This is a genomic window from Streptomyces sp. NPDC028991 (assembly GCF_055564775.1).
On sequence record NZ_JBVHVP010000001.1, the window covers coordinates 1 to 21,997 of the forward strand.

Here is a 21,997-nt window from a genome sequence, read left to right on the forward strand (position 1 = left end):
GTTGATAGGCCGGATCTGGAAGCACCGCAAGGTGTGGAGGTGACCGGTACTAATAGGCCGAGGGCTTGTCCTCAGTTGCTCGCGTCCACTGTGTTGGTTCTGAAACCACGAACGATCAGACCGTGTTGGTCACCGGTTGGTTGTCTGTTTCATAGTGTTTCGGTGGTCATAGCGTAGGGGAAACGCCCGGTTACATTTCGAACCCGGAAGCTAAGCCTTACAGCGCCGATGGTACTGCAGGGGGGACCCTGTGGGAGAGTAGGACGCCGCCGAACAATCATTGCGAGGAAACCCCGCACCGGGAACGGTGCGGGGTTTTCTGCGTTTCGGGGGCGTTGAGATGACGGCGGAGCCCTTTCGGCCGGCCCCGCCCCCTCACAGTTACAGGCGGCCCGCCGCCTTCAGTTCCAGGTACGCGTCGGCCAGCGCCGGTGCCAGATCGTCAGGCGTCGCGTCGACGACCGTGACGCCGTGCCGACGGAGCTGGGCGGCGGTGCGGTCGCGTGCCGCCTGGGCCTGTGCCGCCGCCGCGGCCTCGTAAACGGCATCCGTGTTTCCGCGGGCCTTGGCCATCCGGGAAATGTGCGGGTCCGCCACTGATGCCAGGACGACCGTGTGGCGCTGAGTCAGTCGCGGCAGGACGGGAAGCAGCCCCTCTTCGATCGGAGTCGCGTCGAGTGTCGTGAGCAGCACGATCAGGGAGCGGCGGGGGGCCGACCGGAGGGCGGTCGCGGTGAGTCCGCGGGCGTCGGTCTCGACGAGTTCCGGTTCCAGCGTCGCCATCGTGTTGACCAGGGAAGGGAGCACGGCGCCCGCCGTGCGGCCCTGTACGAGGGCGCGTACTCGACGGTCGTACGCCAGGAGGTCGACGCGGTCGCCGGCACGGGAGGCCAGGGCGGCCAGAAGCAGGGCGGCGTCCATGGACGCGTCGAGGCGGGGCGCGTCGCCCACTCGGCCGGCCGAGGTGCGGCCGGTGTCGAGGACGAGCAGGATGCGCCGGTCACGCTCGGGGCGCCAGGTGCGCACGGCGACGGCGGACTGGCGAGCTGTCGCGCGCCAGTCGATGGAACGGGTGTCGTCGCCGGGGACGTATTCGCGGAGGCTGTCGAACTCCGTACCCTCACCACGGGTGAGCACGCTGGTGCGCCCGTCGAGCTCGCGCAGGCGGGACAGCTTCGACGGCAGGTGCTTGCGGCTCTTGAACGGAGGCAGGACGCGTACCGTCCAGGGAACCCGGTGGGTGCCCTGGCGGGCGAGGAGGCCCAGGGGGCCGTACGAGCGGATCGTGACGCGGTCCGTGTGGCGGTCGCCGCGGCGGATGGGCCGTAGGCGTGTGGTCACGCGGCGGCGTTCGCCGGCGGGCACCGTCACGCGGTGGCGGGACGCCGCGGTCTCCGTGCCGGGTTGCCAGCTGCTGGGTGGCCAGGCGTCGCGGAGATGGGCGCGGAGTGGGCGGTCGGACGGGTTGGTGACCGTCAAAGTGACGTCGGCGGTGTCACCCAGGCGGGTGGAGGTGTCGCCGGAGCGGGTCAGCCGCAGGCGTCGTACGGGGGCGGCCAGGGCGAAGTCGCAGGCGCAGGCCACGGCCAGCGGTGCGTTGACCGCGAGGATGCCTGCCCAGCCGGGGTCCCAGATGCCGACGGGGACGGAGCCGAGGGCCGCGAGGAGCGCGGTGCGTCCGGTGAGTGCCATCAGCGGGGTACGGGGACGTGGGCGAGGATCGCGTTGATGACGGAGTCCGTGGTCACGCCCTCCATCTCGGCCTCCGGACGGAGCTGGACGCGGTGCCGGAGGGTGGGGAGGGCCAGGGCCTTCACGTCGTCCGGGGTGACGTAGTCACGGCCCGTCAGCCAGGCCCACGCGCGGGCCGTCGAGAGCAGTGCCGTGGCTCCGCGCGGGGAGACGCCGAGGGTGAGGGATGGCGACTCGCGGGTGGCCCGGCAGACGTCGACGACGTAGGCCGTGATCTCGGGGGAGATCGTCGTTTTGGCCACCTCCGCGCGGGCCGCCTCCAGGTCGGCGGCGTTCGCCACGGGGCGTACGCCGGCGGCGTGCAGGTCGCGCGGGTTGAAGCCCGCGGCGTGGCGGGTGAGGACGCCGATCTCGTCCTGGCGGGAGGGCAGCGGGACGGTGAGCTTCAGGAGGAAGCGGTCCAGCTGGGCTTCCGGGAGGGGGTAGGTGCCCTCGTACTCGACCGGGTTCTGGGTCGCGGCGACCAGGAAGGGCTCCGGGAGCGGGCGGGGCGTGCCGTCGACCGTGACCTGGCGTTCCTCCATGGCTTCGAGGAGGGAGGACTGGGTCTTCGGGGGCGTGCGGTTGATCTCGTCGGCGAGGAGCAGGTTGGTGAAGGCGGGGCCGGGCTGGAAGGAGAACTCGGCGGTTCGGGCGTCGTAGACCAGGGAGCCGGTGACGTCACTGGGCATCAGGTCGGGGGTGAACTGGACGCGCTTGGTCTCGAGCTCGGTGGCCGCGGCGAGGGCGCGGACGAGGAGGGTCTTGGCGACTCCGGGGACACCTTCGAGGAGGACGTGGCCGCGGCACAGCAGAGCCACGACGAGACCGGTGACGGCGGCGTCCTGGCCGACCACGGCCTTGGCGATCTCGGCGCGCAGGGCCTCGAGGGCGGCGCGGGCGTTGCCCGGGTCCCCGGTCTGCCCGGCGTTGTCAGTGGTCGGGTCCATCATGGACGGCGTACCTCTCTTTCGAGGGCGTCGAGTTGGTCGGCGAGGGCGATGAGGGCCGCGTCGTCGCCGGGCGGCGGGCCGAAGAGGAGGGTGTGCGCGGACCGTCCGTCGCCGTGTTCGCCGTGGAGGTGGGCGGACAGGGCGGGGAGCAGGGCCTCGGGCGTGTGCGCCTGGGTGACGGGGACGCCTACGAGGGGGGCGAGGCGGGTGCGGGTGGCGGAGCGGAGAGCGGTGGCCGCGCGGTCGCGGGCGTTCGCCTTGCGGTAGAGGCGGGCGCGGCCCTCGGCGGTTTCGGAGGCGCGGATCGCGACGGGGAGTCTCTCGGGTACCAGGGGGCCGAGCCGGCGTGCCCGCCACAGGGCCGCGAGGGCTGCGGCGACGAAGAGCTGCAGGGTGCCCCAGAGCCAGCCGGAGGGGAGCAGGTCGAAGAAACTGCGCTCGTCCTCCGGGGCGGTGGCGTCGGAGGGCGAGGGGAGGTACCAGACCAGGTGTTCGCGGGAGCCGAGGAGTTGCAGGGCGAGCGAGGCGTTGCCGTGCTCGTCGAGGTGGTCGTTGTAGAAGATGTCGGGGGCGCCGAGGACGACGGTGTCGCCCCGGGTGCCTTCCTGATGCGCCTCTGTGGAGGTCTCGGGGATGCGGAGCAGGGTGGCCAGGCGCCGACTGGGGTAGCAGGCGTCGGTATCGATGTGGGCGCTGCTGTAGCGGATGCCGCCCGTGTCCGCGGTGCCCGCGCGCCGGGCGGCGGGCAGGTCGCAGGCGGGGGCGAGTGTCGAGTCGAAGCTGAGCGCGGGGTCGGCGGTGACGCCGGGGGCGAGCCGTTCGACGGCGGGGCCGCCCGGGGCCACGAGGACGGTACGGCCGCCGGAGCCCTCGGTCGCGGAGCGCAGCCGTGTCTGCTGGCGTTCGGTCAGCAGATCGGGGGTGGCGACCAGCAGTGTGGTGTCCGGGCCGGCCGCGGCGCGCGCGTCCTCCAGGGTGTCGACCACGCGCGTGGACACCCCCCGGTCGGCGAGGAGTTCGGCGACGGCCCGGCTGCCATAGGGGTCGGCGGAGCGCGGGTCGAGTTCGCCGTGCCGGGCGTCGGAGCGGACGACGGCGATCGCGACCGCACCGGCGAGCAGGACGACGAGCGCGAGCGCGATGCCCCGCGAACGTGTCCACACCTGGCGGGCGGTGGGCGAGGCCGAGGTGGTGGAGAGCGTGGCCTCGGTGGTCATCCGGCGGCTCCCTGGCGGGTGTTCGGGTCCGCGCCGTCGGCCGTACCGGCGGTCGTGCTGCTCACCGGCCGTGGCTTGCTGCGTTCCAGGTCGCCGTCGAGTTCGGTCAGGCGCCGGTACGACTGCTCGGTGCCAGGACGGCCGCCGTACGTGACGTCGTCGAAGTCACGGGCCGCGGCGCGCAGCCGGCCGCCGTGGGCGGGCAGGGCGCGGCCGGCTTCGGTGGCCGCCTCGTCGGCGGTGCGGCCGGGGCGGATGTCGAGGAGGGCGCGTTCCTCCAGGGCGCGGACGACGGCCCGCATGCGTTCCTGGACGGCCTGGTTCCAGTGGCCCTGGGCGGCGTGTGCCTCGGCGGCGGCACGGTGGTCGGCGGCGCTGCGGGGGCGGTCGTCGAAGAGGGCGGGGGCGGAGGCCGGTCCGCGGCGGGGGGTGCCCAGGCGCCACCAGAGGAGGCCCAGTGCGGCCACCACGGCCACGATGACGACGATCAGGCCGAGTGTCCCGCCGGGGGTCGCGGTGGACGCGCTGCTGAACAGCTCGCCGATCCAGTCCCAGAAGGCGTTGAGGGCCCGCTGGAACCAACCGGGGTCGTCCTCGTGGTACATCCGCTTGGACAGCTCGCGGCGCGCGGCCTCCCGCGCGGGGTCGCGTGGGATCGTCACCGGCGGTTCGTCGCCGGAGCGCGACAGCGACAGCACGGAGGCGTCGCCGGAGCGCGGCAGCGTCCGTACGGCGGTGCGTGACAGCACCTCTGTGAGAACTCCCCCCGCCGGGCTCACCGCATCAGCTCCCCGGGGTGGTGCCGGGAGCGCCGGTGCCCGGCAGGCCGACGGCACGGGCCAGTTCGAGGTCGAGGGCCTCGCGGCGGATGCGCTGGTCGATGTAGAGCAGAACGGCGACGCCTGCCGTGATCGGGAAGGTGATCATGGAGCCGATCACCGAGCCGATGCCGCTGACGACGAGGAAAGTCCAGCCGAGGTCCCCGGTGCCCTCCAGGAAGCCGCCTACGCCGTCGCCACCGAGGGCCGCGGCGAGGAAGGCGAAGGGGATGACGATGATCGACGCGACGACGTTCGCGATGATCGTGGCCAGGAGCTGGATGCCGAAGACCCGCCACCAGGAGCCGCGCACCAGCTTCATGGAGCGGCCCATCGCCTTCTTGATGCCCTGCTTCTCCAGCATCAGCGCGGGGGACGCCAGCGAGAAGCGCACCATGAGCCACACCGCGACGACGCCGGCCGCCAGGAAGCCGAGCACCGTCAGGGCGACACCGGCGTCTCCGCCCGTCGTGGCGGTGATGAGGAGACCCGGCGCCATGCCGGCCGTGACGATGCCGGCGACGATGAGCAGCAGCAGGACGATCAGGCCGAACAGTTTCGCCACCTGAGGGCGGGCGTCCCGCCAGGCCTCGCCGATGGTCACGGGCCTGCCGAGTACGGCACGGCTGGTGACGGTCGTCAGCAGGGCGGTGGCCAGGACGGTGCCGATCAGGGAGATCAGGAAGATGACGCCCGAGTTGATCGTGGTGTCGGTCAGCGCGTCGCCGAGTTCGCTCAGGGTGGCGTCGGGGTCGTTGAGGGCCTCCGTGCTGGTGTTGTCCAGGACGAGGCCCTGGAGCAGCACCACGATGATCTCCGTGAAGACCGCGACGGTCAGCGAGATGCCGAGGACCGTGCGCCAGTAGGTGCGCATGGTGGAGACCGCGCCGTCGAGGATCTCGCCGACGCCGAGCGGGCGGAGCGGGATCACGCCTGGCTTGGCCGCGGGCGGGGGGCCTCCCCAGCCGCCTCCCCAGCCACCGTGCCCGCCAGGGGGGCCGTAGCCGCCGCCGTAGCCGCCGGGACCTCCGTAGCCGCCCTGGCCGCCGGGGGGGCCGGGAGGCGGGGCGCCCCAGCCCTGGCCGGGCGGTGGGGGAGGCGGGGCCTGGCCCGGGCCGGTGGGCGCGGACCACTGGCCGGGAGGCGGCTGCTCCTTGGACCACTTCGTGCCGGGGCCCGTCGGTTCCGCGCCCGGCTGGTCCGCGCCCGGCTGGTCCGCGGGCTGCGCGGGCCGGTCGGGGCCGTCCGGACGGCCGGCGGGCTCGGCGGGGCCGGACGCGCCGGGCTCCCGCCCGTCGGACGGGGCGGATCCGGGCGAGGCCCAGCCCGGAGTGTCGTTCATCGTCGCTCCTTCACGGTGCCCGTCCGCGGTCGCGGCGGCAGGTTGGCAGCCATCGTGCCACGGGGTGGTCGGGTGCGGACCGGGCACGGTATGGCCTGCGCACCTTCAATTGTCCGCCGGGTAGGGGGCAGACTGACCGCATGGCTGATCAGGACACGCGAAGCGGCGAGGACAAGCGGCCGACCGAGATCCCGGCACTGCGCTGGGAGGAACCACCCGAGGGGCCCGTGCTGGTCCTGCTGGACCAGACCAGGCTCCCGGCCGAGGAGGTCGAGCTGGTCTGCACGGACGCGTCCGCGCTCGTGGAGGCGATCCGCTCGCTCGCCGTGCGCGGGGCGCCACTGCTCGGCATCGCCGGTGCCTACGGCGTCGCGCTCGCCGCCGTCCGCGGCTTCGAGGTGGAGGAGGCCGCGGCCGCGCTGGCGGGTGCCCGCCCCACCGCGGTGAACCTCGCCGTCGGCGTGCGGCGCGCTCAGACCGCCCACCAGAAGGCGCTCGCCAGGACCGGCGACACCCGGCAGGCCGCCTCGGCCGCGCTGGCCGCGGCGCGGGCGCTGCACCGGGAGGACGCCGAGGCCAGCGCCCGGATGGCCGCGCACGGGCTGGCGCTGCTGGACGAGCTGCTGCCCGCCGGCGGGCACCGGGTTCTCACGCACTGCAACAGCGGCTCGCTGGTGTCGGGCGGTGAAGGAACGGCCTTCGCGGTGGCGCTCGCGGCGCACCGGTCGGGGCGGTTGCGGCGGCTGTGGGTGGACGAAACGCGTCCGTTGCTGCAAGGTGCTCGCCTGACGGCATACGAGGCGGCCCGCAACGACATGGCGTACACCTTGCTCACCGACAACGCGGCCGGTTCGCTGTTCGCGGCGGGTGAGGTGGACGCGGTGCTCATCGGCGCGGACCGCATCGCGGCCGACGGTTCGGTGGCGAACAAGGTGGGGAGCTATCCGCTCGCCGTGCTCGCGAGGTACCACCATGTGCCGTTCATCGTGGTGGCACCGGTCACGACGGTGGACCCGGACACGCCGGACGGGGCGTCCATCGAGGTGGAACAGCGTCCCGGATACGAAGTGACCGAGGTCACAGCACCTCAGGTGCCGGTGACCGGAGCGGGAGGCGGGATTCCGGTGGCACCCCTGGGAACCCAGGCGTACAACCCGGCGTTCGACGTGACTCCGCCCGAACTGGTGACGGCGATCGTCACCGAGGAGGGCGCGGTTTCGCCCGTGACGGCCGAGGCGCTCGCGGAGCTGTGTGCCAGGTCACGCCAGGTAACGATTAGCTAATGGGATGATGTCGTTTATGAAGGGACGAGTCCTTGTCGTCGACGACGACACCGCACTGGCCGAGATGCTCGGCATTGTGCTGCGTGGTGAGGGTTTTGAGCCATCTTTCGTAGCCGACGGCGACAAGGCGCTGGCCGCCTTCCGGGAGACCAAGCCTGACCTGGTACTGCTCGACCTGATGCTGCCCGGTCGGGACGGCATCGAGGTGTGCCGCCTGATCAGGGCGGAGTCGGGTGTGCCGATCGTGATGCTGACGGCGAAGAGTGACACCGTCGACGTCGTGGTGGGTCTGGAGTCGGGTGCCGACGACTACATCGTGAAGCCGTTCAAGCCGAAGGAGCTGGTGGCCCGTATCAGGGCGCGACTGAGGAGGTCCGAGGAACCGACGCCGGAGCAGCTCGCCATAGGCGACCTGGTCATCGACGTGGCCGGTCACTCCGTGAAGCGGGAGGGCCAGTCGATCGCGCTGACGCCGCTGGAGTTCGACCTGCTGGTGGCGCTGGCCCGCAAGCCGTGGCAGGTGTTCACGCGCGAGGTGCTCCTCGAACAGGTCTGGGGCTACCGGCACGCGGCCGACACCCGGCTGGTCAACGTGCATGTGCAGCGGCTGCGCTCCAAGGTCGAGAAGGACCCGGAGAAGCCGGAGATCGTGGTGACCGTCCGTGGCGTCGGTTACAAGGCGGGACCGAGCTGACATGAGCAGGGACAGTGCCGCTTCGGCGCCCGGCCGGTCCGGGGCCCGCGCCGGACGGCCTGTCGGCCACCCGCCCGCCGGCTCCCGCTGGAGCCGTCTGCTGGAGGGCGGGCTGCTGCACGGCGGGGTGCAGGGCAGCCCGGTGCTCCGTCTGTTCATGCGCTGGGTGCGCCGTCCGCTGCTGCCCGTCATGCGGCTGTGGCGGCGCAACATCCAGCTCAAGGTCGTCGTCACCACGCTGTTGATGTCGCTGGGCGTGGTGCTGCTGCTCGGCTTCGTGGTGATCGGCCAGGTCCGCAACGGGCTGCTGGACGCCAAGGTGAAGGCGTCGCAGAGCCAGGCCACCGGCGGGTTCGCGGTCGCCAAGCAGAAGGCCGAGGAGTCGGCCAGCGTGACCGGGGACGACGGCGTGCCCGGGGGCGGCACGCCGGTCGACGGCCGTGCCCCGCAGAACGTCATCCAGTGGATGAGCGAACTGGTGAAGTCGCTCTCCAGCGGCGGCCAGGGCGCCTTCGACGTGGTCACGCTCCCCATGGGCGGGGACAGCGGCAGCGGGCGCGGCCCGCGCGCCTCCGGCTTCGTCAACTGGTCGGCCAGCGTGCCCGAGGATCTGCGGGAGCGGATCGACGGCAGCACCGCGGCGGCGCAGAGCTACACCCGCATCGTCTACGACTCCGACGAGGCCGCGCAGCCGGGGCTGGTCATCGGCAAGCAGGTCAACGACCCGAACGGCGAGCCGTACCAGCTGTACTACCTCTTCCCGCTCACGCAGGAGGAGGAGTCGCTCAACCTGGTCAGAGGAACGCTGGCGACGGCCGGGCTCTTCGTCGTGGTCCTCCTCGGCGCCATCGCCTGGCTCGTGGTGCGCCAGGTCGTCACGCCGGTGCGGATGGCGGCGAGCATCGCCGAGCGGCTGTCCGCGGGGCGGCTGCAGGAACGGATGAAGGTCACCGGCGAGGACGACATCGCGCGGCTCGGCGAGGCCTTCAACAAGATGGCGCAGAACCTTCAGTTGAAGATCAGCCAGCTGGAGGACCTGTCGCGGATGCAGCGGCGGTTTGTCTCCGACGTGTCGCACGAGCTGCGGACGCCGCTGACGACCGTGCGCATGGCCGCCGACGTCATCCACGACGCGCGCGTGGACTTCGATCCGGTGACCGCGCGCTCCGCCGAGCTGCTCGCCGACCAGCTGGACCGGTTCGAGACGCTGCTCGCGGACCTCCTGGAGATCAGCCGCTTCGACGCGGGCGCGGCGGCGCTGGAGGCGGAGCCGATAGACCTCAGGGAGGTCGTACGGCGGGTCGTCGGCGGTGCCGAGCCGCTCGCCGAGCGCAAGGGCACACGGATACGCGTGGCGGGCGACCAGCAGCCCGTCGTCGCCGAGGCCGACGCCCGGCGCGTGGAGCGCGTACTGCGCAACCTCGTCGTCAACGCGGTCGAGCACGGCGAGGGCAACGACGTCGTCGTGAAGCTCGCCGCGGCCGGCGGCGCGGTGGCCGTCGCGGTGCGCGACTACGGTGTGGGTCTCAAGCCGGGCGAGGCGACCCGGGTCTTCAGCCGCTTCTGGCGGGCCGACCCGGCACGCGCGCGTACCACCGGCGGCACGGGGCTGGGGCTCTCCATCGCCTTGGAGGACGCGCGGCTGCACGGAGGCTGGCTGCAGGCGTGGGGCGAGCCCGGGGGTGGATCGCAGTTCCGGCTCACGTTGCCCAGGACCGCGGACGAGCCGCTGCGGGGCTCACCGATACCGCTGGAGCCCGCGGACTCGCGGCGCAATCGCGGGCTGGACGACGCCGGCCTCAGTGACTCCGGCGCGTCGCACGGCACGGGGAAGACGGCCACCGTTCCGGCGCAGGCATCGCTCGGACAGGCGTCCTCGGCGCCCGCCCGGGGCCCGATCCCGCCGCGGTCGGCCACGGTGACACCCACGGCCGATCCGACGGCACTGCCCGGCAACGGCGCGCGTGTGGTGCCGCGACCCGTGTCGGGCGCCCGGAGACAGGACGGCGGGCCCGCGACGGAGGCGGCGAACCGCCCGGACGCGAGGTCGCAAGAGCCGGAGGACTCGAGCAGGCAAGGGGAGGCATCTCGTGGGCGCTGACCGTGAGAGGAGCGGTCGGCGGGGGCCGGCACGCGTGGTGGCGTACGCCGTCTGCGGCGTCGTACTGCTGGGAGGGTGCGCGTCCATGCCCGACAGCGGGGATCTGCGGGGCGTGGAGTCCACGCCGCGCCAGGACCCGCAGGTGCGGGTGTTCGCGATGCCGCCACGGGAGGACGACTCGCCCACGGAGATCGTGCAGGGCTTCCTGGAGGCGCTGACCAGCAACGAGCCGGAGTACGAGACGGCACGCAAGTACCTGACGGGCGAGGCCGCGCGGACCTGGCGGCCGGAGCGGTCCACGACGGTGCTCACGGGCGGGCCGGGTACCGAGTCCGACCACTCGGGAAGCCGCGACGACGCCAACGACTACTCGGTCACGCTGACCGGCACCAGGGTCGCCACGGTGGACGCGCAGCAGTCGTACGCGCCGGCGGACGGCGAGTACCGCGAACCGGTGCACCTCACCCGGGACCACAAGAGCGGGCAGTGGCGCATCGACGTGCTGCCGCAGGGCGTCATCATGGGCAAGTCGGACTTCCAGCGCACCTACATGTCCGTCAACAAGTACTACTTCGCCTCGAACACCGCTCCCGTCACCCAGGCCGGTACGAGCGCGCAGCCGGCTGCCGTCGCCGATCCCGTCTACGTGCGCCGGCTCGTGGACCCCATGACCCAGGTGGTGCGTTCCCTGATCAGCGGGCCGACGAGGCTGCTCGGGCCCGTGGTCAGGTCGAGCTTCCCGACCGGTACGGCGCTGGCCGAGAACGTCGACTCGCTGACGCCCGACGACCACAACAGGCTGACGGTCCGGCTGAACGACCGGGCGGCCGGGGTGGGCGCCGACAAGTGCGACGAGATGGCGGCCCAGCTCCTCTTCACGGTGCGGAACCTCACCCCGGTGGTGGACGAGGTCGAGCTGCGCTCGGGTGGTGAGCGACTGTGCTCGCTCACCGAGGACCGGGCCGAGGCGGTCGCGACGCGCGGCTCGGCCCAGCGGCCGGACTACCTGTACTTCATCGACGACGAGGACCGCCTGGTGCGCATCGCGGCGGGAAGCAGCGGAACCCGGCCGGAACCGGTCCCCGGGGCGCTGGGCGAGGGCGTGGCGGCACTGCGGTCGGTGGCGGTGTCGCGGGACGAGCACAGCGCGGCCGGCATCGGACTCGACAACAAGTCGCTGTACGTCGGCTCGCTGGTGTCGGGCGGTTCGCTCGGCGACCCCGTGCTGGTCAGCAAGGGGAAGACGGAGGGGAACCGGCTGACGCCGCCCAGCTGGGACGCGCAGGGCGACCTGTGGATCGCCGACCGCGATCCGGCCGATCCCCGACTGCTGCTGCTCAAGGAGGGCAAGGGCGAGCCGGTGGAGGTGCGGACGCCGGGGCTGGACGGGCGGGTCCAGGCCGTGCGGGTGGCGGCCGACGGTGTGCGGATCGCGCTCGTCGTGGAGAAGGACGGCAAGCGGTCGCTGCTCATCGGACGGATCGAACGGGACGGGAAGGCCGGCCAGCCGCCCGCGGTCACCGTCCTCGAACTGCGCTCCGCGACCCCCGAGCTGGAGGAGGTCACGGCGATGTCCTGGGCCGGTGACAGCCGGCTCGTGGTGGTCGGGCGTGAGCGCGGAGGCGTCCAGCAGATCGGTTACGTACAGGTCGACGGCTCCACGCCGGAGGCGTCGGTGCCCGCCGCGCTGACCGGCGTGAAGGAGATCGCCGCGACGGAGGACGAGCGGCTGCCGCTGGTGGCGTACTCGGAGGACGTGATCGTGCGGCTGCCGTCCGGGCTGCAGTGGCAGAAGGTGACGGAGGGGACGGCGCCGGTCTACCCGGGGTGAGGTATCCGGCTCTCCTGGGGGAAGCCTCCGACTGTGTCCTGAGGGAAGCCTCCGACTGTCCTGGGTGAGGGCTCCGGCTGTTGCGACGCGGGCGTTCACTCGTGTGGGGCATGCGTGGCCGCCGGTGTCCGGAGTTCTCCACAAGGAGCTCTCCAGCGATTTCCACAGGCCTGGTCGATCCCCGCGTGCGTTGGCACAGTGTGGCCATGCGGGGATTGCGGGAATGGTGGCGGGACCTCACCGACTTGGTGCTGCCGGCCGAGTGCGGAGGCTGCGGCCGGGCTCGCACGGTGCTGTGCCCTCGGTGCCGTGCCGCCCTGAGCGGCGCCGCACCGCGCCGGGTGCGGCCGGTGCCGGAGCCGCCGGGACTGCCGGTGGTGCACGCGGCCGCCCGGTACGCGGACGAGGTACGTGCCGCCCTGCTGGCCCACAAGGAGCGGGGCGTGCTGGCGCTTGCGGCACCGCTCGGCGCGGCGCTGGCGGGGGCGGTGCGGGCCGGGCTCCGGGAGGCACGGTGGGGCGCCGGTGCGAGGGACGCCTGGTGCGAGCGGGGGCCGGTGCTGCTCGTGCCCGTGCCGTCCGCGCCCCGGGCGGTGCGCACGCGCGGGCACGACCCGGCGCGGCGGATCGCCCTCGCGGCCGCGGGGGAGCTGCGGCGGACCGGCACGTCCGCCCGGGTGCTGGCCGTGTTGCGGCAACGGCAAGCGGTGGCCGACCAGTCGGGGCTCGGCGCCCGGCAGCGGCTGCGCAATCTCGCCGGCGCGCTGGCGGTGGCTCCTGGCGGTGGCCGGCTGCTGTGCGGCGGCGGGACGGTCGTCCTCGTCGACGACCTCATGACGACGGGAGCGTCCCTGACGGAGGCGGCGCGTGCCCTGCGCGCCGTGCCGGCCGAAGGGAAATCGGCTGTGTATCCGTCGGCGGCAGGGGAAGGCAGAGAGGAACGGAAGGCCGGGCCCCGAATGGCGGGTCCGAACGAAGGCGGTGGCGTGGTCCGTGAAGCGATCTACGCGGCAGTGGTCGCGGCCTCACCAGATTCTTTCGAAATAAACCGGAACTGACCGGAAACTTGCCTCGTTGCAGGTAATGAGAGGGTCAATTCACTGGAACGGAGGTACGCCGCGGTAGAGGGTGACGACATCCGTCCGGGCGAGATATGTTCGGTTGTGAGGCAAAGCCGCAGGCCACACCTCTCAAATCCGAATGCCGTGCTGCGGGTTTCACCGTCATCGCCCGCACCGGTGGAGTGGAGATCCCGCCCGCGGGGGAGGAGGTGGAAGTCACCGAGTCCGAGGTTCCGGGGTAGACCGGAACCTGGTGCAAAAGGGAGATGCTCCGCCATCGAAGCGGGGCGATCCGGGAACGGAGTTCTGCGTGGACATCGTCGTCAAGGGCCGCAAGACCGAGGTGCCCGAGCGGTTCCGGAAGCACGTGGCCGAGAAGCTGAAGCTGGAGAAGATCCAGAAGCTCGATGGCAAGGTGATCAGCCTAGACGTCGAGGTGTCCAAGGAGCCGAACCCCCGGCAGGCCGACCGCTGTGACCGAGTGGAGATCACGCTCCGCTCCCGCGGTCCGGTGATCCGGGCGGAGGCAGCGGCGAGCGACCCGTACGCGGCGCTCGACCTGGCGGCGGAGAAGCTCGGTGCCCGGCTGCGCAAGCAGCACGACAAGCGCTTCTCGCGCCGCGGTGCGCGCCGGATCTCGGCGGCCGAGGTCGCCGACCACGTCCCCGGCGCGGCCACACTCAACGGGAACGGCGAGGTCGTCCCGCAGGAGAAGCAGGACGGCGTACCCACCAAGAAGATCGGCTCGCTGGAGGTCCAGGGCGACGGTCCGCTCGTCGTCCGCGAGAAGACCCACGTGGCCGCACCCATGTCCCTCGACCAGGCGCTCTACGAGATGGAGCTGGTCGGGCACGACTTCTACCTGTTCGTCGACTCGGAGACCAAGGAGCCCAGCGTCGTCTACCGGCGGCACGCCTACGACTACGGCGTGATCCACCTCACGACGGACACGATGGTCACCCAGGCGCACCCCACCGAGGCGGGGGACGCGCTCGGCGGCTGACAACGCCCGGTGACAGCGGAAATGGTGCCCCTGGAGCGCGTGTGCGCCCCCAGGGGCACCGGTGTGCGACGGTGCGCGAGGGTGTGCGACCCCTTCGTGGCCCGCTCGGCCACCCCGGTGTCGGCCGGGCATGGAATCATGGCGGCAACGGCCCAACCGGTGGGTCGTTGCTCTGGGTTGGCGATGGCTCAGGACGACGGGCCACAGCCTTCAGGGGGAGGAACGATGGCGGACACTTTCGGACCGATGCGGGGCGAGGCCGTCGACGACGGGATCGACGACGGAGTCGCCGGCATGGGCCCGGACGCGGGCTCTGCGCGCGCGGAGCCGATCAGGGTCCTGGTCGTGGACGACCACGCCCTGTTCCGCCGCGGTCTGGAGATCGTGCTCGCGGCCGAGGAGGACATCCAGGTCGTCGGGGAGGCCGGTGACGGTGCCGAGGCCGTGGAGAAGGCCGCCGACCTGCTGCCCGACATCGTCCTCATGGACGTGCGGATGCCCAAGCGGGGCGGGATCGAGGCCTGCACCTCCATCAAGGAGGTGGCCCCCAGCGCCAAGATCATCATGCTGACGATCAGCGACGAGGAAGCCGACCTCTACGACGCGATCAAGGCGGGCGCGACCGGTTACCTCCTCAAGGAGATCTCGACGGACGAGGTGGCCACCGCCATTCGCGCGGTCGCGGACGGGCAGTCGCAGATCAGTCCGTCCATGGCGTCGAAACTGCTCACCGAGTTCAAGTCGATGATCCAGCGGACCGACGAGCGCCGTCTCGTTCCCGCGCCGCGGCTCACGGACCGAGAACTCGAGGTCCTCAAGCTGGTCGCCACGGGAATGAACAACCGGGACATCGCCAAGGAACTGTTCATTTCCGAGAACACCGTGAAGAACCACGTGCGCAACATCCTGGAGAAACTGCAGCTGCACTCCAGGATGGAGGCCGTGGTGTACGCGATGCGGGAGAAGATTCTCGAGATCCGCTGACGGCCGATGTCCGACGGCCGATGTCTGACGGCCGATGTCCGACGGCGGACGGCTGACGCGGGTCAGGCGAGCAGGCGGGCCAGCTCTCTCGTGAGGTGCTCGCGCAGGTCCGGCGACTCGACCCGCTCCACGCGTACATCCGTGCAGTCCACCCAGCCCGCCGCCTCGACCAGGGCCTGGGCGACTGCCGGGGCGGCCTTGGGACCGTCCAGCGTGACCTGTCGGGCGACCAGAGTGCGTCCCTCGCGCGCGGGGTCCACGCGGCCGACGAGCCGGCCGCCGGCCAGGACGGGCATCGCGAAGTAGCCGTGCACCCTCTTCTGCTTGGGCACGTACGCCTCCAGGCGGTGGGTGAAGCCGAAGATCCGTTCCGTGCGCGCGCGGTCCCAGATCAAGGAGTCGAAGGGCGAGAGCAGCGTCGTGCGGTGGCGGCCGCGCGGAGGCCTCTCCAGGGCCGCGGGGTCCGCCCAGGCCTGCCTGCCCCAGCCCTCCACGGTGACCGGGACCAGGCCCGAGTCGGCGATCACGGCGTCGACCTGCTCACCCTTGAGACGGTGGTAGTCCGCGATGTCCGCCCGCGTGCCGACACCCAGGGACTGACCGGCCAGGCGGACCAGGCGGCGCAGGCACTCGGCGTCGTCCAGCTCGTCGTGCAGCAGCGCGGCCGGGACCGCGCGCTCGGCCAGGTCGTACACCCGCTTCCAGCCGCGGCGCTCGACGCACACCACCTCGCCGTACATCAGCGCACGCTCCACCGCGACCTTCGTGCCCGACCAGTCCCACCACTCGCTGGTCCTCTTCGCGCCCCCCAGGTCCGTCGCGGTGAGCGGACCCTCGGTACGGAGCTGCTTGACGACCTGGTCGTAGGCGCCGTCGGGGAGGTGGTGGTGCCAGTGCGGGCGGTCGCGGTAGGCGCGGCGGCGGAAGGCGAAGTGCGGCCACTCCTCGATGGGGAGGATGCAGGCGGCGTGGGACCAGTACTCGAAGGCGTGCGTGTCCTGCCAGTACGCGGTCTCGACCGTCTTGCGGCCCACCGGGCCCAGGCGTGCGTACGGGATGAGTTCGTGGGAGCGGGCGAGGACCGAGATGGTGTCGAGCTGTACCGCGCCCAGGTGACGGAGGACACCGCGGACGCCTGCGCGGCGGTCGGGGGCGCCGAGGAATCCCTGTGCGCGGAGGGCGAGGCGACGGGCCTCGTGCGCGGACAGTTCCGTGGTGGGGGGCGGGAGGGTCGTCATACATCCGCACGATAGGGGGTGGGTCTGACAGCGGGGGTGGGGTTGTCGCGGTGTGCGGTGTGCGGGGGTGCGGCACGGCGGCCTGTAGCTGTGCCGGGTGACTGCTTGCAGCCGTGTGGGCGTGGCTACGGCGTCGGCAAGTACGGGGACGTCGACGGGAGGGAGAGGTCCGAGGGGAGGAGGGAGCCGATCCAGGAGTCGCGGCGTACGCCCTTGTTGTTGATCGCGGAGCGCAACGTGCCCTCCATGGTGAAACCCGCGCGCTGGGCCACCGCGCGGGAGGCCGTGTTGCCGACCTCGGCGCGCCATTCCAGGCGGTCGATCGCCCGGTCGGTGAAGGCCCAGCGGGACGCGGCGAGGGCGGCCTCGGTGACGTAGCCGTGGCCGCGGTGTTCCTTGGCGCCCCAGAAGCCGATCTCGCCGACGCCCAGGGAGATCATCGTGATGCCGAGCATCCCCACCAGGTCCCCGGTGGGGAGGAAGAGGCCGAAGGTGAACATCGAGGCGTTCGCCCACCCGTCGGGGACCGTCTGCTCCGTGAAGCTCCGCGCGTGCTCGTGGAGGTAGGGCGAGGGGATCGTGGTCCAGCGCTGGATGTCGGGATCCCGTGCGGCGGCGTACACGGCCTCGGTGTCCTGGGGTCCGACCGCGCGCAGGACGAGACGGTCGGTGGTGAGCGTGACGGGTTCCATCGCCCGATTCTGCGCGGCGGGCCGCGGCGGACGCCATCTTTTTGCCGTGCGTGAACAGACGGTCACTTTTCGCGCAATTCGCCGACGGGTACGGCACCATCCGCGGTGCCCGGACGTTGAACCCGATGACAGCGGATCGGAAACCGGGTGACCGGAAGCTGGATGAAGGAGCACACGGTCCCCGTTACAGCGGGCTCCCGGGGCGGCGGGGTCCTCGCATACGATGGCCGTTGCTCAGTACGTCACAGGAAAACGACCGTCCCAGGCCCGACCGGCAAGGAGACCAACCCCCGTGTCCGTCCTCTCGAAGATCATGCGTGCAGGCGAAGGCAAGATCCTGCGCAAGCTGCACCGCATCGCGGACCAGGTCAACTCCATCGAAGAGGACTTCGTCGACCTCTCCGACGCCGAGCTGCGGGCCCTCACCGATGAGTACAAGCAGCGCTACGCCGATGGTGAGAGCCTGGACGACCTGCTTCCCGAAGCCTTTGCCACCGTCCGGGAGGCCGCCAAGCGCGTCCTGGGACAGCGGCACTACGACGTGCAGATGATGGGCGGCGCGGCCCTGCACATGGGCTACGTGGCGGAGATGAAGACCGGCGAGGGCAAGACCCTCGTCGGCACGCTGCCCGCCTACCTCAACGCCCTGTCCGGCGAGGGCGTGCACATCGTCACGGTCAACGACTACCTGGCCGAGCGCGACTCCGAGATGATGGGCCGCGTCCACAAGTTCCTCGGTCTGAGCGTCGGCTGCATCCTCGCCAACCAGACGCCGGCCCAGCGCCGCGAGATGTACGGCTGCGACATCACCTACGGCACGAACAACGAGTTCGGCTTCGACTACCTGCGCGACAACATGGCGTGGTCCAAGGACGAACTCGTCCAGCGCGGACACAACTTCGCCATCGTCGACGAGGTCGACTCCATCCTCGTCGACGAGGCCCGCACGCCACTGATCATCTCCGGCCCCGCCGACCAGGCCACCAAGTGGTACGGCGATTTCGCCAAGCTGGTCACGCGCCTGAAGAAGGGCGAGGCCGGCAACACCCTCAAGGGCATCGAGGAGACCGGCGACTACGAGGTCGACGAGAAGAAGCGCACCGTCGCCATCCACGAGTCGGGTGTCGCCAAGGTCGAGGACTGGCTGGGCATCGACAACCTCTACGAGTCGGTGAACACCCCGCTGGTCGGCTACCTGAACAACGCCATCAAGGCCAAGGAACTCTTCAAGAAGGACAAGGACTACGTCGTCATCGACGGCGAAGTCATGATCGTCGACGAGCACACCGGCCGTATCCTCGCCGGGCGCCGTTACAACGAGGGCATGCACCAGGCGATCGAGGCGAAGGAAGGGGTGGACATCAAGGATGAGAACCAGACCCTCGCCACGATCACCCTCCAGAACTTCTTCCGCCTCTACAAGCGCCACGACCACAACGGCAAGGAACAGCCCGGCCTGTCCGGAATGACCGGTACGGCGATGACCGAGGCCGCCGAGTTCCACCAGATCTACAAGCTCGGCGTGGTGCCCATCCCGACCAACCGGCCGATGATCCGCAAGGACCAGTCGGACCTGATCTACCGCACCGAGGTAGCGAAGTTCGAGGCGGTCGTCGACGACATCGAGGAGAAGCACGGCAAGGGCCAGCCGATCCTCGTCGGCACCACCTCGGTCGAGAAGTCCGAGTACCTCTCGCAGCAGCTCAGCAAGCGCGGCGTCCAGCACGAGGTGCTGAACGCCAAGCAGCACGACCGTGAGGCGACGATCGTCGCCCAGGCGGGCCGCAAGGGCTCCGTGACGGTCGCCACGAACATGGCCGGCCGTGGTACGGACATTAAGCTCGGCGGCAACCCCGAGGACCTCGCCGAGGCGGAGCTGCGTCAGCGCGGTCTCGACCCCGAGGAGCACATCGAGGAGTGGGCCGCGGCCCTGCCCGCCGCCCTCGAGCGTGCCGAGCAGGCGGTCAAGGCGGAGTTCGAGGAGGTCAAGGAACTCGGCGGCCTCTACGTGCTGGGCACCGAGCGGCACGAGTCGCGGCGTATCGACAACCAGCTGCGTGGTCGTTCCGGCCGTCAGGGCGACCCCGGCGAGTCCCGTTTCTACCTCTCCCTGGGCGACGACCTGATGCGGCTGTTCAAGGCCCAGATGGTCGAGCGCGTGATGTCGATGGCGAACGTCCCGGACGACGTGCCGATCGAGAACAAGATGGTCACGCGCGCGATCGCGTCCGCCCAGTCGCAGGTCGAGACGCAGAACTTCGAGACCCGTAAGAACGTCCTGAAGTACGACGAGGTCCTCAACCGGCAGCGCGAGGTCATCTACGGCGAGCGGCGCCGCGTTCTGGAGGGCGAGGACCTGCAGGAGCAGATCCAGCACTTCATGAACGACACGATCGACGCGTACGTGCAGGCCGAGACCGCCGAGGGCTTCCCGGAGGACTGGGACCTCGACCGCCTCTGGGGTGCCTTCAAGCAGCTCTACCCGGTGAAGGTCACCGTCGAGGAGCTGGAAGAGGCGGCCGGTGACCGGGCCGGTCTCACCGCCGACTACATCGGCGAGTCCATCAAGGACGACATCCAGGAGCAGTACGAGGCGCGTGAGACGCAGCTCGGCTCCGAGATCATGCGTGAGCTGGAGCGCCGGGTCGTGCTCTCGGTCCTGGACCGCAAGTGGCGCGAGCACCTCTACGAGATGGACTACCTCCAGGAGGGCATCGGCCTGCGCGCGATGGCGCAGAAGGACCCGCTGGTCGAGTACCAGCGCGAGGGCTTCGACATGTTCCAGGCCATGATGGAGGGCATCAAGGAGGAGTCCGTCGGCTACCTGTTCAACCTGGAGGTCCAGGTCGAGCAGCAGGTCGAGGAGGTTCCGGTCGAGGACACGGCGCCGTCGCTGGAGAAGGGCGCGCAGGACGCGGTCCCGGCCCAGGCCGGCGCCCGTCCGGAGATCCGCGCCAAGGGGCTCGACGCCCCGCAGCGCCGGGGTCTGCACTTCTCCGCGCCGACCGTGGACGGCGAGGGCGGCGTCGTCGAGGGCGACTTCACCACCGACGACGAGCCCGCGCAGCCCCAGTCCGACGGGCTCACGCGCGCGGAGCGCCGCAAGCAGGCCAAGGGCGGACGGCGCCGTAAGAAGTGACAGCGCGGGCGTGACGGTGCGGTGCCTGCGGGCGCCGTATCGGCGGGAAGGGCCGGCCACCTCCGGGTGCCCGGCCCTTCGGCTGTCCCCGCTGTCCCCGCTGTCCTCGCTGTCCCCGCTGTCCTCGCTGTCCCCGCACCCCCGGTGGTCGTCGCCGGTCGTCGCCGGTGCCAGTCTCCGTCGGCGGCGGCGGTTTCAGTCGTCGTCCGTGTGCGGCCGGCGGCGGCCGCCCAGCTCCACCGCCGTGCAGCGCCAGCGCAGGTCGCGGCCCTGCTCCAGCCGGAAGGCCATGGCCCGCAGCTGGTCACCTGCGCCGATCCGGGCGAAGACCTCCAGGGCACCCGGCCGGGGCTCGAAGTAGCCGATGTCGCGGATGACGGGGGAGGTGCCGCGCGTGCGCAGGGGGCCGCGTTCGGCGAGGTGGGTCAGTTCGTCGTAGGCGCGGCCGACGGTGTGGCGGAGCATCGAGTGGACGGGGCGCCGACCGCTGAGCACGTTGAGGAGGAGCTCGGCGAAGCGGTCGGTCGGGCGGAGCTGCGGGACGGGGCGGCGAGGGGTCTGGGCGGGGACGGGAGGCGCTGCCGGGGCCGGGACGGCCCCGGGCGCTGCGGGGGCGACGGGACCGGGTACGGCGGGGGCGACGGCCTCGGGTACGGCCGGGGCGACGGGACCGGTGAGGGGAACGCCCGCTGTCGGGCGCGGGGGCGTCCTGGTGGCCCTGCCCGGTCCTGCGGTGGGCGGGCGGGTGTCCGCCGGCCTGGTGCGGGCTCGCGGGGACCTGCTGCCCGGAGAGCCCGGCGGGCGGCCACCGGACGCCGCGGCCCGCACGGCGCTTCCACCGGGCCTGCGGGGCGGCACGCCGCCGGCCGCGTGGGCCGGGGCGTCGGCGGGGGTGTGCAGAGGCGCTGCGCCGGGCGGCCGGGGCGAGGGATCGCCACCGGGCCCACGGGACGGAGCGGGGGTGAGCGAGCCTTCCGGCGTGCGGAGGGGCGTGTCGCTCGGGCGGACCTGGGTCCGGGTCATGACCTTGCGCATTGGGGGCTCCCCGTTCGGCGGCCCGGGTGATACCGGGCAGTAACTTCGCGGTCGAGGATCTTGGTACGGGGTGGCGAGGCGGCACGGCAAGGAGGACGGCGGCCGGGCCGAGGGGGTCGGAAGGTCCACCCATCAGAGTGACCAGGGTGGTCGGAAGGCCCGGGCCGGAGCGGCTGCACCGGGTGAATTCCGGGCCGGGGGTGGACGCGACGGGCGTCATGGGCGGGGACCCGAAAGGGGACCCCCGCACGTATCCTGAAGGCTCTCCGGACCATCCCCGGCCGTCTCGGGCCTTCGGTGGCGCTCCCGACCACGAAAGCGGCAGTCTCATGCGCGTCTACGTCCCCCTGACCCTCTCGGGCCTCGCCGAGGCGCACAGCACGGGAGAACTGGGGACCGGACCGCTCGTCGCCTACGCCGTCACACCGGCGCTGCGCGAGTGGTACGTCTCGGACGACATCGAGGAGCTCGAGTACGCGGCCCTGAACCGGGCCGCGCTGGCCTCGCTGCGGCTGCTGGCGGCCGACGCCGGTGCGACGCGGCGCCGGGTCGTGGTCGCCGCCGACGTGGCCGACGGAGCGGCCTCGGCCGACCCGGACCGGGGGCTCGTTCCTGCTGCGCCGGGCGAGGTCCGGCTCGCCGGGCCCCTGCGGCTCGCCAAGGCCGCCGCGGTGCACGTCGACTCCGCCGACGCGGAGGCGGACGTGGCCGCCGCGGCCGAGGCCCTCGCGGCGGCGGACGGCGGGGACGACGACGCCCGGTTCGTCGTGGACGGGGCCGAGGACCACGAACTGCTGTGGTACGCGACCCAGGAGATCCCGAGCCTGGTGGAGCCCGGCCGCTGACGCTCCGCCGGCCGGCCGTCGTGGCCCCGT

Annotated in this window: 17 protein-coding genes and 1 rRNA gene; 10 read left to right on the forward strand and 8 right to left on the reverse strand. The window is 71.8% G+C overall.

Annotated elements, in window-relative coordinates; all coding sequences use genetic code 11:
• The first annotated feature begins 158 nt into the window (after positions 1 to 158).
• Positions 159 to 275, forward strand: a 5S ribosomal RNA gene (gene rrf, locus ACZ4V1_RS00005).
• Between the two features lie 106 nt (positions 276 to 381).
• On the opposite strand, the gene ACZ4V1_RS00010 is transcribed toward rrf, so the two are convergent.
• From ACZ4V1_RS00010 to ACZ4V1_RS00030, 5 genes are read right to left on the reverse strand one after another with little or no spacing between them, the layout of a single operon-like run.
• On the reverse strand, positions 382 to 1,692 hold the full coding sequence (locus ACZ4V1_RS00010) for a DUF58 domain-containing protein (RefSeq protein WP_468327444.1): 1,311 nt from the start codon (positions 1,690 to 1,692) through the stop codon (positions 382 to 384).
• On the reverse strand, positions 1,692 to 2,681 hold the full coding sequence (locus ACZ4V1_RS00015; protein WP_468327446.1) for an AAA family ATPase: 990 nt from the start codon (positions 2,679 to 2,681) through the stop codon (positions 1,692 to 1,694). The genes ACZ4V1_RS00010 and ACZ4V1_RS00015 overlap by 1 nt, the downstream gene beginning before the upstream one ends.
• On the reverse strand, positions 2,681 to 3,901 hold the full coding sequence (locus ACZ4V1_RS00020) for a DUF4350 domain-containing protein (RefSeq protein ID WP_468327448.1): 1,221 nt from the start codon (positions 3,899 to 3,901) through the stop codon (positions 2,681 to 2,683). The genes ACZ4V1_RS00015 and ACZ4V1_RS00020 overlap by 1 nt, the downstream gene beginning before the upstream one ends.
• A complete protein-coding gene (locus ACZ4V1_RS00025) occupies positions 3,898 to 4,647 on the reverse strand; it encodes a DUF4129 domain-containing protein (protein WP_468328865.1) in 750 nt (249 codons plus the stop codon). Before ACZ4V1_RS00025 ends, ACZ4V1_RS00020 begins: the two co-directional genes overlap by 4 nt.
• 37 nt (positions 4,648 to 4,684) lie before the next feature.
• On the reverse strand, positions 4,685 to 6,061 hold the full coding sequence (locus ACZ4V1_RS00030) for a DUF7847 domain-containing protein (protein WP_468327450.1): 1,377 nt from the start codon (positions 6,059 to 6,061) through the stop codon (positions 4,685 to 4,687).
• Between the two features lie 140 nt (positions 6,062 to 6,201).
• Between ACZ4V1_RS00030 and mtnA the strand changes: the two genes are divergently transcribed.
• The 7 genes from mtnA (at position 6,202) to ACZ4V1_RS00065 (ending at position 15,018) form a co-directional block, all read left to right on the forward strand.
• Positions 6,202 to 7,344 (forward strand): S-methyl-5-thioribose-1-phosphate isomerase, encoded by a 1,143-nt coding sequence (gene mtnA, locus ACZ4V1_RS00035; protein WP_468327452.1) that lies wholly within the window; start codon positions 6,202 to 6,204, stop codon positions 7,342 to 7,344.
• A 4-nt stretch (positions 7,345 to 7,348) separates the two neighbouring features.
• The gene (gene mtrA / locus ACZ4V1_RS00040; RefSeq protein WP_468327454.1) at positions 7,349 to 8,038 is read left to right on the forward strand and encodes a two-component system response regulator MtrA; all 690 of its coding nucleotides are present in this window, start codon (positions 7,349 to 7,351) and stop codon (positions 8,036 to 8,038) included.
• A 1-nt stretch (position 8,039) separates the two neighbouring features.
• Positions 8,040 to 10,139 carry an MtrAB system histidine kinase MtrB gene (gene mtrB, locus ACZ4V1_RS00045; RefSeq protein WP_468327456.1) on the forward strand — a complete coding sequence of 700 codons (2,100 nt, stop codon included), beginning with the start codon at positions 8,040 to 8,042 and terminating at the stop codon, positions 10,137 to 10,139.
• Entirely contained in the window at positions 10,129 to 11,970 is a 1,842-nt protein-coding gene (locus tag ACZ4V1_RS00050; RefSeq protein ID WP_468327458.1) for an LpqB family beta-propeller domain-containing protein, read from the forward strand. Before mtrB ends, ACZ4V1_RS00050 begins: the two co-directional genes overlap by 11 nt.
• Before the next feature lie 206 nt (positions 11,971 to 12,176).
• A complete protein-coding gene (locus ACZ4V1_RS00055; RefSeq protein ID WP_468327460.1) occupies positions 12,177 to 13,028 on the forward strand; it encodes a ComF family protein in 852 nt (283 codons plus the stop codon).
• A gap of 313 nt (positions 13,029 to 13,341) precedes the next feature.
• Positions 13,342 to 14,034 (forward strand): ribosome hibernation-promoting factor, HPF/YfiA family, encoded by a 693-nt coding sequence (gene hpf, locus ACZ4V1_RS00060; RefSeq protein ID WP_121747280.1) that lies wholly within the window; start codon positions 13,342 to 13,344, stop codon positions 14,032 to 14,034.
• A gap of 225 nt (positions 14,035 to 14,259) precedes the next feature.
• The gene (locus ACZ4V1_RS00065; RefSeq protein WP_468327462.1) at positions 14,260 to 15,018 is read left to right on the forward strand and encodes a response regulator; all 759 of its coding nucleotides are present in this window, start codon (positions 14,260 to 14,262) and stop codon (positions 15,016 to 15,018) included.
• 62 nt (positions 15,019 to 15,080) lie between these two features.
• Here ACZ4V1_RS00065 and ACZ4V1_RS00070 read toward each other — a convergent pair whose 3' ends face one another.
• Positions 15,081 to 16,256, reverse strand: coding sequence for a winged helix-turn-helix domain-containing protein (locus ACZ4V1_RS00070; protein WP_468327464.1), 1,176 nt, complete (start codon positions 16,254 to 16,256; stop codon positions 15,081 to 15,083).
• Between the two features lie 125 nt (positions 16,257 to 16,381).
• Positions 16,382 to 16,948: a GNAT family N-acetyltransferase gene (locus ACZ4V1_RS00075; RefSeq protein WP_468327466.1), complete on the reverse strand. Its 567-nt coding sequence runs from the start codon at positions 16,946 to 16,948 to the stop codon at positions 16,382 to 16,384.
• Between the two features lie 292 nt (positions 16,949 to 17,240).
• On the opposite strand from ACZ4V1_RS00075, the gene secA reads away from it, so the two are divergent.
• The gene (secA, locus tag ACZ4V1_RS00080) at positions 17,241 to 20,087 is read left to right on the forward strand and encodes a preprotein translocase subunit SecA (RefSeq protein ID WP_468327468.1); all 2,847 of its coding nucleotides are present in this window, start codon (positions 17,241 to 17,243) and stop codon (positions 20,085 to 20,087) included.
• 195 nt (positions 20,088 to 20,282) lie between these two features.
• On the opposite strand, the gene ACZ4V1_RS00085 is transcribed toward secA, so the two are convergent.
• Positions 20,283 to 21,122: an Rv3235 family protein gene (locus ACZ4V1_RS00085; protein ID WP_468327470.1), complete on the reverse strand. Its 840-nt coding sequence runs from the start codon at positions 21,120 to 21,122 to the stop codon at positions 20,283 to 20,285.
• Between the two features lie 329 nt (positions 21,123 to 21,451).
• Here ACZ4V1_RS00085 and ACZ4V1_RS00090 point away from each other — a divergent pair, with 329 nt between their 5' ends.
• Complete coding sequence (locus tag ACZ4V1_RS00090; protein ID WP_468327472.1) at positions 21,452 to 21,967, forward strand: DUF6912 family protein; 516 nt, start codon at positions 21,452 to 21,454, stop codon at positions 21,965 to 21,967.
• The last annotated feature ends 30 nt before the right edge of the window (positions 21,968 to 21,997 follow it).